Source organism: Virgibacillus flavescens (genome assembly GCF_050574275.1).
In the GTDB taxonomy this organism is placed as follows: Bacteria; Bacillota; Bacilli; order Bacillales; family Amphibacillaceae; genus Virgibacillus_F; species Virgibacillus_F flavescens.
In genome coordinates this window covers 391294-404816 of record NZ_CP192260.1, presented here as the reverse complement: position 1 = coordinate 404816, position 13523 = coordinate 391294, and the positions used below count along the sequence as shown (strand labels likewise).

14 protein-coding genes and 1 other annotated feature are annotated in these 13523 nt (G+C 39.8%); of the genes, 10 read left to right on the top strand and 4 right to left on the bottom strand.

The window, feature by feature from the left end; genetic code table 11:
* Positions 1-63: 63 nt before the first annotated feature.
* The gene (gene ehuA, locus VBD025_RS01945) at positions 64-834 is read right to left on the bottom strand and encodes an ectoine/hydroxyectoine ABC transporter ATP-binding protein EhuA (RefSeq protein ID WP_430788781.1); all 771 of its coding nucleotides are present in this window, start codon (positions 832-834) and stop codon (positions 64-66) included.
* Positions 835-1132: 298 nt separating this feature from the next.
* Between ehuA and VBD025_RS01940 the strand changes: the two genes are divergently transcribed.
* Genes VBD025_RS01940 through ytzI form a run of 3 tightly spaced genes read left to right on the top strand, consistent with a single transcriptional unit; the run spans position 1133 to position 2678 of the window.
* Positions 1133-2047 carry a ketopantoate reductase family protein gene (locus tag VBD025_RS01940; protein WP_430788779.1) on the top strand — a complete coding sequence of 305 codons (915 nt, stop codon included), beginning with the start codon at positions 1133-1135 and terminating at the stop codon, positions 2045-2047.
* Between the two features lie 12 nt (positions 2048-2059).
* On the top strand, positions 2060-2488 hold the full coding sequence (locus VBD025_RS01935) for a GNAT family N-acetyltransferase (protein WP_430788777.1): 429 nt from the start codon (positions 2060-2062) through the stop codon (positions 2486-2488).
* A gap of 19 nt (positions 2489-2507) precedes the next feature.
* Positions 2508-2678 (top strand): YtzI protein, encoded by a 171-nt coding sequence (gene ytzI / locus VBD025_RS01930; RefSeq protein WP_430788775.1) that lies wholly within the window; start codon positions 2508-2510, stop codon positions 2676-2678.
* A gap of 16 nt (positions 2679-2694) precedes the next feature.
* Here the strand turns inward: ytzI and VBD025_RS01925 are convergent, their stop codons facing one another.
* Complete coding sequence (locus tag VBD025_RS01925) at positions 2695-3675, bottom strand: ring-cleaving dioxygenase (protein WP_430788773.1); 981 nt, start codon at positions 3673-3675, stop codon at positions 2695-2697.
* A 63-nt stretch (positions 3676-3738) separates the two neighbouring features.
* Positions 3739-4308: a M15 family metallopeptidase gene (locus tag VBD025_RS01920; RefSeq protein WP_430788771.1), complete on the bottom strand. Its 570-nt coding sequence runs from the start codon at positions 4306-4308 to the stop codon at positions 3739-3741.
* A gap of 979 nt (positions 4309-5287) precedes the next feature.
* Between VBD025_RS01920 and VBD025_RS01915 the strand changes: the two genes are divergently transcribed.
* From VBD025_RS01915 to proS, 5 genes are all read left to right on the top strand, one after another.
* Positions 5288-5911, top strand: a complete 624-nt coding sequence (locus VBD025_RS01915) for a glycerol-3-phosphate acyltransferase (protein WP_430788770.1) — start codon at positions 5288-5290, stop codon at positions 5909-5911.
* Positions 5912-5923: 12 nt separating this feature from the next.
* Positions 5924-6409, top strand: coding sequence for a DUF456 domain-containing protein (locus VBD025_RS01910; RefSeq protein WP_430788768.1), 486 nt, complete (start codon positions 5924-5926; stop codon positions 6407-6409).
* A gap of 23 nt (positions 6410-6432) precedes the next feature.
* Entirely contained in the window at positions 6433-7257 is an 825-nt protein-coding gene (gene thiD / locus VBD025_RS01905) for a bifunctional hydroxymethylpyrimidine kinase/phosphomethylpyrimidine kinase (RefSeq protein WP_430788766.1), read from the top strand.
* A gap of 53 nt (positions 7258-7310) precedes the next feature.
* A complete protein-coding gene (locus tag VBD025_RS01900) occupies positions 7311-7844 on the top strand; it encodes a GNAT family N-acetyltransferase (RefSeq protein WP_430788764.1) in 534 nt (177 codons plus the stop codon).
* A 43-nt stretch (positions 7845-7887) separates the two neighbouring features.
* Positions 7888-8114, top strand: a binding site (T-box leader).
* A gap of 53 nt (positions 8115-8167) precedes the next feature.
* Positions 8168-9607 (top strand): proline--tRNA ligase, encoded by a 1440-nt coding sequence (gene proS / locus VBD025_RS01895; protein WP_430788762.1) that lies wholly within the window; start codon positions 8168-8170, stop codon positions 9605-9607.
* Between the two features lie 52 nt (positions 9608-9659).
* Here the strand turns inward: proS and VBD025_RS01890 are convergent, their stop codons facing one another.
* Entirely contained in the window at positions 9660-10139 is a 480-nt protein-coding gene (locus tag VBD025_RS01890; RefSeq protein WP_430788760.1) for a glutathione peroxidase, read from the bottom strand.
* Positions 10140-10384: 245 nt separating this feature from the next.
* Between VBD025_RS01890 and VBD025_RS01885 the strand changes: the two genes are divergently transcribed.
* Positions 10385-11392, top strand: a complete 1008-nt coding sequence (locus tag VBD025_RS01885; RefSeq protein ID WP_430788758.1) for a TAXI family TRAP transporter solute-binding subunit — start codon at positions 10385-10387, stop codon at positions 11390-11392.
* A gap of 120 nt (positions 11393-11512) precedes the next feature.
* Positions 11513-13432 carry a TRAP transporter permease gene (locus tag VBD025_RS01880; RefSeq protein WP_430791224.1) on the top strand — a complete coding sequence of 640 codons (1920 nt, stop codon included), beginning with the start codon at positions 11513-11515 and terminating at the stop codon, positions 13430-13432.
* Positions 13433-13523: the final 91 nt, after the last annotated feature.

The window sequence follows — 13523 nt, the reverse complement described above, 5'->3', positions numbered from 1 at the left end:
TAAACCACAACAACAAAAAAACTGTCTCCGGGATCTAAATCCCAAAGACAGTATGAAACAAATTTATGTTCTAAACCGGTGCAGGAAGCTTTGCAGTCGTTCGTTCTCTGAATTCTCCAGAACTTCCATTGGTGGTCCTTCTTCGGCAATAACACCTCCGTCGAGAAATAAAATGCGGTCCGCAATATCACGGGCAAATTCCATTTCATGTGTAACGAGTACCATTGCCATTTCGCCTTCAAGCGCGATATCTCGAATGACCTGAAGAACCTCGCCTACTAATTCCGGATCCAGGGCTGAAGTAACCTCATCAAATAACATGATTTTCGGTCGCATAACTAGCGCTCGGGCCATGGCCACACGCTGTTTTTGCCCGCCTGAAAGCTGATTTGGGTAATTATCGAGCTTGTCGCCTAATCCAACTTTGTTTAATATCTCAATGGATCGCTGCTTAGCTGCTTTTTTATCTTCTTTTTGGACTTGAATTGGTGCTGTCATGCAGTTTTCCAAAATGGTCATGTGGGGAAAAAGATTAAAGTGCTGGAATACCATACCGATATCACCGCGAACCTGGCGCAAGTGTTTTTCACTAGCTGGAACAAGTTTTCCTCCTTTTTCCATATGCCACAGGTTTTTTCCATCTACAATAATACTTCCGGTTGTTGGCTGTTCAAGTGTCATGAGCATCCGGATAATTGTAGTTTTGCCTGATCCACTTGGACCGATAATCGCAACTTTTTCTGCTGGTTTAATATCCAGGTTTATTCCTTTAAGTACTTCTGCGTCGCCAAAAGATTTATATACATCTTTGTAGCTGACAATCGGTTCAGACATTGTCTCATCACTCCTTCTTTCGATTCTTCTATGCTTTGGCGGAACCACCAGTTTCTTTTTTGGCAGGTAAGTTTATTGATTAAATTAGTAGAAGGATAGCTTAACACAAGGAATAAGTTGGCAACAATGGTTAATTGCCCTGGAAACTTTCTGTTACGAGCCCCTATAAGATAATTGTACCAAAGTTGTGAATACCATAACCCAATAGAAAATTCACTTACATATAGTAGATAATAGACAAGTAAACGACAAACAAGGTACGATAAACGTAACAAATTAATTTCTTAGGAGGGTTTTAATGAATATAGTGGTAATTGGTGCTGGTGCACTCGGAGCATATTTTGGAGGTCGTTTGCACGAGGGTGGAGCAAATGTAACTTTTTTAGTGCGAGAGGGCCGGGCAAAGCAATTAAAAGAAAACGGAATTCATATAACTAGTCCAAAGGGAGATTACAAGCTTGAAGATCCTAACTTTGTTACAGATGTATCGGAAATAGAACATGCAGATCTGGTATTGGTAAGTGTAAAGGGCTATCACGTTAATGGTACATTGGACAGCTTGAAGACATTGACTGAAAATGGAGCAAGTGTATTACCTGTGCTTAATGGGATGGAACACATCAGTATGCTTCAGGATCAATTAGGAAAAGATTTTGTCTTAGGTGGTCTATCCTTTATTATTGCAACACTTGATGATAATGGTCATGTAATTCATTCGAGCGACTTTGACGATCTGATATTTGGTCCATTACAGCCTACACAAAAAACAATTTGTCAGGAGTTAGAGGATACGATGAATAAAACTTCTGTGACCGTGACAAATACAGAAGATATTATGAGAGAACTATGGAAAAAATACACGTTTATAAACGCTTTCTCAGGTATTACTACAGCAACAAATTTATCAATAGGATCCATTCGTCAGGAAGCGGAGACATTTCGAATTGCGGAGATGATCTTACATGAAATGAAAATTTTAGCGAAAGCATATAACGTGGAAATTCATGAAGAAGAAATCGAAGCTGCTAAAGATAAATTACGGAATTTACCTGCTGATGCCACTTCTTCGATGCATCAGGACCGCAGAAAAGGATTGACGCTTGAGGTCGATCACTTACATGGAGGGGCACTGCGTTTAGCAAAAGCAAAGGGCGTTGAGATGCCATATACGGAATCAATTCATGGACTGATAAAACCTTTTGAAAATAAATAAGGAGTTATGTACGTGTATAAAATTAGGGTAGCGCAACCAAATGATTACGAAATCGTACGCCAATTAAATCATTCACACGAATCAATGAAGTTGAAAGAAAACGAAGAGCTTATAGAAGAATCCTATTATAAGGAGTCGCTTAGCGAAGATAAGACAAGGTGGTACGTTGTTGAAAAAACAGGTAAGGTCCTTGCGTTTATTTTCTTCGTCTTTGACGTTGGGCATGGAAAAATTGATCTGAAAAAATTAACGATTGACGGTGACTACAAGAAAAAAGGTCTAAACGAACATCTATACAAAAAATTGGAACAAGCAGCTGAAAGAAATAATGTGAACTATATACAGGCTGAAATTTCCGAGGAACAGCACGAGACCATTTTCTTCATGGAACAGAAGGGGTGGAAGAAGGAAGGCAACTTCTACGTAAGACATATTCAATAAGGTAAAGGAGTAACACGGTATGACAGGTTATATCATATTAGCAATCGCAATCATATTGTTCGTATTAGTCCTTTCGTTGATTACAATTAACAAAGGCTATGCGTTTAAACATTCCATTGACGAACTGCCGGAGGAAAATCAGAACGATGACGAGCAAGAAAAAAGTGATAATAAAAACCATCACGAATAAACGAAAAGACCGCGGGTTAATCTCGCGGTCTTTTCGTATCTAACGGCTTTAAGTTTGCCTCGATTTCTTTACGTCGATTTTCAAAAAGTGGAGGAAGAGCTAAGGATTCCCCTAAATGTTCGTTATCTTCATCTGTGGCAAATCCTGGTCCATCTGTTGCTAGTTCAAATAAAATTCCATTTGGCTCTCTAAAATAAAGAGATTTAAAATAGAAACGATCAACAAGTCCTGAATTTGGTATGCGAGCGGCGACTAACCGATCTTTCCATTCAGCCAGCTCCTGTTCATTATCTACTCTAAAGGCGACATGATGAACACTGCCGCGACCAGGACGTTCTTTTGGTAAATCTGATCTCGTTTCAATATGAACTTCTCCGCCAGTCCCGCCTTCACCTGTTGAAAACACAAGAATTTCATCCTGACCGTCAACGTTAGAAGGATAGCTTCCGGTAGCGGTGAACGTTAATATTTCAGTTAATATTGCAATAGTTGGAGCAGCGTTTGCGACTGTCAGTTTGGCTGGGCCAAGTCCGATGATACCTTTATCACCGGGTACAGTGCTATGAACCCAAGTCTTACCACCTTTAACCCCTATATTGGTCTCATCAGAAACGAGTGTTAGGCGCTGCTGCTCCGGATCACGAAAATGGATGACTTTTCGTGTACCTTGTTCCGTAATTCCGTCATGATCTACATCGAACTCGGAAAATCGACTTTCCCAAAAAGCAAGTGCTTCATCATTCATTACTCGTAAGGATGTACCAGAAATACTGCCTATCCCTTGATAAGTTGAACCAGCATTAGGTATTTCAAAAAACGTCAAATCTGTACCGGGGTTTCCAGCTTCATCTGCATAGAATAAATGGTAAACAGATGGGTCGTCCTGGTTAATTGTTTTTTTGACAAGACGCATACCTAATATATGTGTATAAAAGCTATAGTTTTGTTTTGCATTTGCGGTGATTGCGGATACATGATGAATTCCCTTTAGTTCCATAAGAGGTCCTCCTTCTTTCATTGTGTTTAAATAATAGTAGTATAATTATTGTTTCAATGTCTATTAATCCTTCTTTTCTTCCGTAGTATTCGGACGCAAACCTTTTTGCAGCTGGCGAATACTTAAACCAAAATCCATCTGCAAATGAGGGTAGTCTTTAAATGAGTGCCAGTCGCCACCCCATTCAAACCCAAGATCTTTTGCAATGTCCGCTACTTCAAACCAGTCCTTTTCACCGTTATTATTACCGTCATAATTTATATTCCAGATAATGGTTCCATTATCTTTTCTAAGTGCATAATCAATTGCTAATCCATAGTTGTGGTAGGATTCACCGCTCTTAGCGTGTGTCACGATATTTCCATTTGAAGATCGACCTTGTTCATATAAATCATTTTGTTCTTCTTTGGAACGCCACGTATCTGTGATAACGACATCAATGCCGATAGCAGAGGTTCTCTCAAGTAGTTTATCCTTCTTTTCTTCTACTAAAGGATGCAGTTCTCCAGGTAAGTTCGCTTTTTCTCCTACATCTATATAGTTAGGTTCCAATTTGTTGTATATATAAATAACTGTACCAAAAAATAATATGATAATGAGCCATGTCAGGATATCTTTGTTCATTTTTTTCAATCAAATAGTTCCCCTTGTTCTTCGTCGTACCTTAATAATACCAGAGTTAAAATAGTTATAACAATTATCAATTCCTGCATGGATTAAGAAAGATACTGAAACTTCTATTGGAAAATAAACGTATATTCTAATGTACATGTAAAATGCAGGTGCTCCCCAAAACAAGTGGAATAAGCCAGCAATCCGAAGCAATAGTTACACAAATTCTCTATACTGCGAATTAACTTATAATTATATTCAGTGCTCTTCGCTTGCTTGGCCACTGAATAAGGGTAGAATGTGGTACGAAATAGGAGGATCTGCGGTCGCATCTTCGAATATACTTCGCTTTCCGCGGGCACGGCTTCAGCTTCCTCGGATTAGCAAAGACCGCTTTCCTGCGGGATCTTCAGCTCGCGCTGTTCCCGCAGGAGTCTTCGTATATTCGAAGATGCTAAATTACAGTGGAATAATTAAAATTTATAATCCACCACCTTTTCGGTGACCAATAGAACATTCTGCGCGGCCATTAGACTTTCTTCTGTTCCCGCTGGAGTCACCGCCCTCCGTTCACCAGGACTGGTAAAGCTATTTATGTCTTTGTTTTTTTCTTTCTAATGCATGATGAAATAGACGTGCTATCAATGGTGCAAGTAATAAATCCTGATATCCATATTAGTCTAGAGATTGGAGCGGATGGCAGTCGACTCCTGCGGGAGGAAAGGCATAGGTGTGACCCCGGAGTGCGATAGCACGAGGAGGCTCACCAGCCGCCCTAAGGTGCGCGACTGCCATCAGTGGAAATCTCGTTGCTGTCATATCGCAGTTTGCATCAAATGTGATCAAGTAAATAACATCGCTTTTTAGGGATAGACGTATTTGTAATTCGTATCAAGTTACCTATTATCCATCAAAAATATCTATCTGCGAAAGTTGAGTTAATAAAAAATCGATTTCGGTCGATGTTAAAAAAGTATAGTATGATGTAAGGGGGATATGGATGTATTACGTAATAAGCATGATCGTCGGTTATTTAGTTGGTTGTATGCACGGATCGCAGCTGGTCGGTAAATACAAAAAGGTTGATATGAAAAAAACTGGCGTCAAAAATTCAGGAGCATCAAATACTACAATTGTATTAGGATGGAAATACGGCTGTGTAGTAGCACTAATTGATATATTTAAAGCAACATTTTCTGTTTTATTATTGCTAAATATTTTAAATCAAAGTGGCATGACAGAAGAAGTTAAAACAGTACTTGTTTATCTCAACGTCTTTTTCGTCATAATTGGTCACAACTTTCCAATCACCATGAATTTTAATGGTGGTAAGGGGACCGCATCAATAGTCGGAGCATTTCTGGCGATTGATTGGAAAGTCGCGGTTATATGCATAAGTGTATTAGTTCTCGTTACGTTAACTACAGACTATTTAGCTGTAGGTGTGCTTTTTATGTATATTTCCTTCGTGGCACTCTCCTTTTATTACTTTGGAGTCAGTCCAGGGATTATAGCGCTGCTGTTGTTTGCAGTCAGTTTAATGAAGCATCAGGAAAATTATAAACGTGTTCTGGCAAAGGAAGAAACAAAGCTCTCAAGTTTATTTGGTAAAAAAACAGTTTAATTGGAGGACACTATGGTAGATATTCTTATTTGGGTAGTCATAATCGCTTTATTTGTTTTAAGTTTCGTTGGGATTATTTATCCCATTATCCCATCACCGCTTGTGATTTGGATCGGGTTTGTTTTATATCATTTTGCGATTAGCCGTGATGAATTAAGTTTTATTTTCTGGATTAGCATGGGGATCTTAACTGTAGTTCTCATTGTTTCCGATATCATCGCCAACAGCTATTTTGTGAAAAAATTTGGTGGTAGTAAATGGGGAGAACGGGCTGCAGGTATTGCAGTAATAATTGGTTCCTTCATCATTCCGCCATTTGGAATTTTGATTATCCCATTTGTAACGGTATTAATCGTTGAAACAATTCAGAAGCGGACAATAAAAGAAGCTTTTCGTGCATCGATTGGGTCACTAATTGGCTTCCTCAGTGGTGCAGTTGCAAAAGTTGTGATTCAGTTAATCATGATTATTTGGTTTATACTTGTGGTCATATTTTAATCAAAAAGAAAGGATTTTGTTCTATGATTAAACCGCCTAGAGTTCTGACAATTGCTGGTTCGGCAGCTGGTGGAAGCGCCGGCATCCAGGCAGATCTAAAGACGTTTCAGGAATTGGATGTGTATGGCATGAGTGTCATTACTGCAATCGTTGCTAAGCACCCTGTAACAAAGAAAAATGTACATCCACAAACAATAGAAGCAATTGAAGCGCAATACGCGACAGCAGTTGAGCAAATCGGATTAGATGGACTTAAAACAGGTATGCTATTTTCGCAGGAAGTAATCGAAAAAACATCCGATATAATCAAAGCTTCAAGTGTGAAGCATATCCTCGTAGATCCGGTAATGGTCGGAAAGCTTGACTCAAAACTGCTGGAAGATAATGCGATAGACGTACTAAAGAAACAATTGCTGCCATTAGCTACAGTGATTACACCGAATATGCCTGAAGCGTCATTGTTGTTGGATGGACGAAGGTTAACTTCGGTTGAGGATCTGAAACAGGCAGCAACGGATTTGCACGAGTTAGGTCCGAAGTGTGTATTAGTTAAAGGTGGTAGATTAGACGGTCCAGCAGTTGATGTTTTATATGATGGTACTGACTTTACCATGTTTGAAGCATCGCGCATAGATTCAAGACATACAAGCGGAGCGGGATGCACCTATTCCGCTGCGATTACGGCAGAACTGGCAAAAGGAAAATCAGTCATTGAAGCGGTTAAAAGTGCCAAGCGATTTGTGACCAGTGCGATTGCGTATGGGTTTTCGTATACAGAATTAGTAGGGCCAACGTATCATGCAGCCAGTCGGACGCAAACGGAGTGCCCTCAAATTACAATAAGTTAAACACATATTTTCAAGCGTTCTGCTTCTATACATATAACGAGGAAGGTAATCGAATGACGCTATTTACTGCAAGTGAATTTTCCGATTATAACGTACGGCTGGCCACGAAGGAAGATGTTCCAATTATCATAGATATGCTTATAAGTGCCGCAAGCTGGTTAAAGAATAATGGAGTAGACCAATGGAGTTACTTACAAAGTGGGAAAGAAAACCATGAAATAGAAGCGGCAGTAATGAATGAGACCACGTATGTTGTAGAGGATACGAATGGTAACATGGTCGCATCTTTTAATTTGTCATCCGTGCAGAATAGCTGGGACAAAGAGTTATGGGGTGCCACTGTAAATTCACACCTTTACCTTCATCGACTAGTGGTGGCCCAAACCGAGCATAATAAACGCATCGGCAGCAGGTTATTGGAATGGATGCTTGATAATATCCAGTTAAGAAAGGGAAGCCTGCGGTTGGATTGTGTGGGTCATAACCAGGTATTAAACCGTTTCTATCAAAATTCTGGATTTGAATTTATCGGTTCCCATGATATGGGTGGAGATTTATTTTCCAAATACGAGCGATGTATAGGATAACTTGACTTTCCAATCACATGGTTATATATTAAAAAATACAATATAGGAAACGTTGAAGAGGAATAGTATAGTTTGAAGTTTTTTCAAGAGAGGGAATGAATTGGTGTGAATTCCTAAAAACAAAAACTGGAACCTGCCTCCTGAGTTCGCCACCAGAAAAGTCTTAGTGCTGTAAGGTGCGCGCGGTATTATTGTACCGTTATCAAGCAAAGTGTATGGGTTGATTTAACCTGTAAACAAGGGTGGTACCACCAAACCTCGGTCCCTTATGCGGACGCGGGGGCTTTTTTGTATTCAATTTTAATTAAAGGATGGTGTTTTAGATGGGTAAAAAGAATAAGCAGTTTGTAGAAAAAATCACGGCAATGGAGGATGATTTCGCCAAGTGGTATACCGACGTTGTGAAGCAAGCGGACCTAGTTGACTATGGTCCTGTTCGAGGAACGATGATTATTAAACCGGATGGGTTTGCGATTTGGGAAAATATTCGCGATGAGCTGGACCGTCAAATTAAAGCAACTGGCCACTCTAACGTATCGTTCCCACTATTTATTCCTGAAAGTTTATTGCAAAAAGAAAAGGACCATGTAGAAGGTTTTGCGCCAGAAGTAGCCTGGGTAACGCACGGCGGTGAAGAAGAACTTGGTGAGAGACTGGTTGTCAGACCAACCTCTGAAGCACTATTCTGTGAATATTACGCAAAGAACATTCACTCGTACAGGGATTTGCCAATGCTTTATAATCAGTGGAGCAATGTTGTCCGTTGGGAAAAAACAACTCGGCCATTCCTGCGCTCACTTGAATTTTTATGGCAGGAGGGGCATACGGCACACGCGACGTATGAAGATGCTGCTGAGGAAACAGATAAAATGCTTGGTGTTTATGCAGACGTTGTTGAAAACTATCTGGCTATACCAGTACTTAAAGGACGTAAAACAGAAAAAGAAAAATTTGCTGGGGCAGACTATACCTTAACAATAGAAAGCCTGATGCACGATGGAAAGGCACTGCAGTCTGGAACATCGCATCACTTTGGTTCAGGATTTGCAAAAGCGTTTGATATTACCTATTTAGACGAAAATGGCGAAAGTCAGTACGTTCACCAAACGTCGTGGGGAATTACAACGCGCTTGATCGGTGCCTTAATTATGGTACATGGCGACAACCGTGGCCTGGTTATTCCACCACGCATTGCGCCAACACAGGTAATGATTGTGCCAATTGCACAGCATAAAGAAGGCGTATTGGATAAAGCATACGATCTTCGCGATCAATTAAAAGACAATGCCCGGGTAGGAATCGACGCGAGTGACAAGTCTCCTGGCTGGAAATTTAATGAGCATGAAATGAAGGGTATACCAATTCGAATTGAAATTGGACCTAAAGACATCGAAAAAGAGCAGGCAGTAATTGTTCGACGCGATACAGGGGAAAAAGAATTTGTTTCATTGGATCAATTAAAGGAACGTGTAAGTGAGTTATTAGAAGAGATACAACAAAATCTCTACCAAAAAGCGCTTGAACATCGCAATCAGAAAACCAGTACTGCAACCACGCTAGAGGAATTCAAACAAACGCTTGATGAAGAACCAGGATTTATTAAAGCAATGTGGTGTGGTGACCAGGCATGCGAAATAAAAATCAAAGAAGACTTTCAAGCGACGTCCCGTTGTATTCCATTTGAGCAGGAGAAAGTATCTGATACATGTGTATGCTGTGGAAAAGAAGCGAAAGAATTAGTATATTGGGCGAAAGCATATTAATAGCTAAAAACGAGCACATCCATTGGATGTGCTCGTTTTATAGCTATGGTGCTTATGCCTTGATTACTTTTTCAATATCGTCTTTTATGCTTTCTGGTTTTGTTTGGGGTGCGAAACGATTGATTACCTCGCCATTTTTATCAACGAGGAATTTGGTGAAATTCCATTTGATTTTTTTCGTTAGAATTCCTGGCGCTTCCGATGTAAGGTAGTTGAACAATGGGTGTGCATTGTCTCCATTGACATCAACCTTACTGAACATTTGGAAAGTAACGCCATAATTACGTTGACAAAACGAAGATATTTCATCATCTGAACCGGGATCCTGGTTGTTAAATTGATTGCATGGAAATCCTAAAATTTCCAGTCCCTGTCCTTTAAATTCATCATAGAGCTCTTGTAATCCTTCAAATTGTGGAGTAAGTCCACATTCACTAGCTGTGTTAACAATTAAAACTGGTTTACCTTTATATTCGTTTAACGATTTTTCTTCACCCAACAGGGTCTTAGCCTTATAATCATAAATGGTCATTAAATTTCGACCTCCTTAAAAAAAATATATCAACAGCGCATCTGCAAGTCAAAATAAGTGACTTACTGCGTTGACTTGGTATCAAATAGTGGTAAATTGAAATCTAGTAATACTTGTAGTATTGATGAAATCAATGTAAAATACATATAAAACGTTATCATAAATGATGAAAACGTCTTCATTTGGTCTAATACTTTGTTTATATTGTAACTTGTATTAGAAAAAAATTTTAGGGGGCATTTATTTTGAAGAAAAAAAGTTTATTTTTATTAATGTTGATGCTTGCTGTCGGCATGATTTTAAGTGCTTGCGGCGATAGCGGAAATGGTGGCGGAAGCACTGATGGCGAAAGTGAAGCAGAGCCACAAACCAATTTAACCATGGGAACTGGTAGTGTTGGTGGTGTTTACTATCCATTAGGCGGAGAAATGGCTAATCTATGGGCAGATAACATTGATGTTGAAGGATTTGATGTAAGTTCAGTTGAATCAGGCGCATCAGTAGAAAACATTGCTAAAATCCAAAAAGGTGAATTCCAGTTAGGAATCGCACAGAACACCACAATGATAGACGCTGTTGCTGGTGAAGGTGAATTTGAAGGGGCAGAAATTAACAATGTTGGAGTAATTGGGTCCCTTTATCCAGAAGCAGTTCAAGTTGCTACACTAGAATCAACAGGGATTGAATCAATTGCTGATTTAAAAGGTAAAAAAGTTGCAATTGGACCTCCAGGCGGAGCTACTCGTGCAGCTGCTGAATTAATTTTATCGGCTTATGGTATTGAAGAAGGCGATTACGAAGCATACGAAGAAGGTTTTGGAGACGCTAAAAGTAAACTTCAAAACGGTACCATTGATGCTTCAATCGAAGTAGTTGGTGTTCCATCTTCTTCAACGGATGAGTTACAGGCAGCTACAAAAGAAGTGAAGTTACTTAGCATTGAAGGTGATGCATTAAAAGAAGTAACTGGAAACAGCCAATACGAAAAATATACAGTTGAGCCTGGAACATACGACTGGTTAGAAGAGCCAGTTCAAACTGTTACAGCAATGGCGTTACTTCTGGCATCTACAGACCAGGTTAGTGAAGATCTTGCGTATAAGCTAACAAAAACGTTATACGAGAAATCAGGAGACATGACAATTGCACAAGCTAAGCTAATTAAGGAAGATAGTGCTCTCACTGGTGTTGGTGACTTACCATTACACCCGGGTGCTGAGAAATACTTTAAAGAAGTTGGCGTTATAGAATAAAATGAAGTGGAGAGAACCGGGCGATTATGTCCGGTTCTTTCTCCTCACACTATAGTGAGAGAGAACGGAGGTTAAGCATTGGCAGTAGAGGACACACAACAAATTGACAAAGATGAATTGATGGCAAAGTATGATAAAGAGAGTGCCTACCGCACAAACCTGGGGCCATGGGGATGGTTAACGCTAATATTAGGTGGAGCATTAACGATATTCCAGCTTTACACGGCGTTTTACGGTTCTAAAGTTTCACTAATTCAAGGTGCAATACATTTAGGTGCAGGGCTCAGTCTGGTTTATTTACTTTATCCAATCAAATCATCTATGACCAAACGACGAGGCGTGCCGTGGTACGATGCGTTATTGGCGCTTGCTGCACTACTTTCAAATTATTACATTATTTATAACTATGAACGAATTATAAACGAGGCAATCATTTTCGGGTTTACTTATACGGACCAAATTGTTGCTACAGTAGGTATTATTTTACTTTTAGAAGCAACAAGACGTGTAGTCGGACTGCCGATCGTCATAATAGCAATAGCAGCTCTTCTTTATGGATTGCTAGGTCAATATATTCCGGTTATCGGACACGCTGGTTATGACTGGCCATCACTTGCAACTGAGATGTTCTTTAGTTCAAGCTCCATATTTGGAATTCCAATTCAGATTTCATCCACATATATCTATTTGTTTTTATTCTTCGGAGTTATTCTGGTAAAAACGAACATAGGACAATTTTTTAATGATATAGCGTTACGCTTAACAGGTAAATACACTGGTGGTACTGCCAAGGCAGCTGTTGCGGCAAGTGGCTTGCAGGGAATGGTAAGTGGTAGTTCTGTAGCAAATACTGTTGGATCAGGTTCATTTACAATTCCGATGATGAAAAATGCAGGATTTAAGCCACACTTTGCAGCAGCTACCGAAGCCTCTGCATCAACTGGTGGTCAGATCATGCCACCTATCATGGGTGCAGCTGCGTTTATAATGGCGTCTTATACCGGGATTCCATATAATGACATAATTGTTATCGCAATTATTCCAGCAGTGCTTTATTTTTCAGGCGTATTTTTGGGAACTCACTTTGAGGCACGGAAACAAGGGATAATGGGTCTTCCTAAAGAGCAGCTTCCTAAAACAAAGAATCTCGTTAAACGCCTCGATTTATTTATTCCGCTGGTAATCATTATTGGATTTTTATTAGTAGGATATACACCGACCTATGCAGCATTATTTGCAATTGGTGCAGCGTTTGTCATCAGCTTTTTCCGAAAAGATACCAGGTTATCATTTAAAGGTATTATTAAACTATTGGAAGAAGGCGCCAGGACAGCCTTGCCAGTTATCGCAGCCTGTGCGACGGCAGGTATTATTGCTGGTACAGTAACAACCACTGGACTTGGACCAAAAATTGCTGGTGGAATTATTGACCTTGCACAAGGAGAGTTCTTCCTTGTAATGTTCTTTACAATGGTTGCGTGTATTATACTGGGAATGGGATTGCCTACTACAGCAAACTATGTTGTAACTGCAACAATGGCAGCACCTGCTTTATTAGCATTTGATGTTCCGGTCATTGCAGTTCACATGTTTGTGTTTTACTTCGGTATTGTAGCAGATATTACTCCTCCTGTTTGTTTAGCGGCATACGCAGGGGCTGGAATAGCTGGTGCGAATCCAATGAAGGCGGGTGTCACCGCAGTGAAACTGGCAATTGCAGCATTTATTATCCCGTATATGTTTGTTTCCCAGCCGATCTTGTTATTACAAGGTGATGCGAACGTAATGAATGTATCCATCGCTGTAATTACTGCAATGCTCGGAATGGCAAGTATAAGTGCAGGAATGATTGGATACTTTGTCAGCTCTGTTAATTGGCTAGAGCGTTTGGCGTTGTTCGGTGGAGGATTGTTACTGGTTTATCCGGATCTATTATTCTCTATAATCGGACTTGTGATATTTGGAGTTATTGCTACTCTTCAATATACCAAAAATAAATCAAATAAAACCGGACCCGGACACCAATCGTCCATATCATAAAAGTTCAAAGATAGACCAGTTTAATACGCTGGTCTATTTTTTTGCATACAAAAAAACCAGGTCACGATGTGTTGACCTGGTCCATACTATG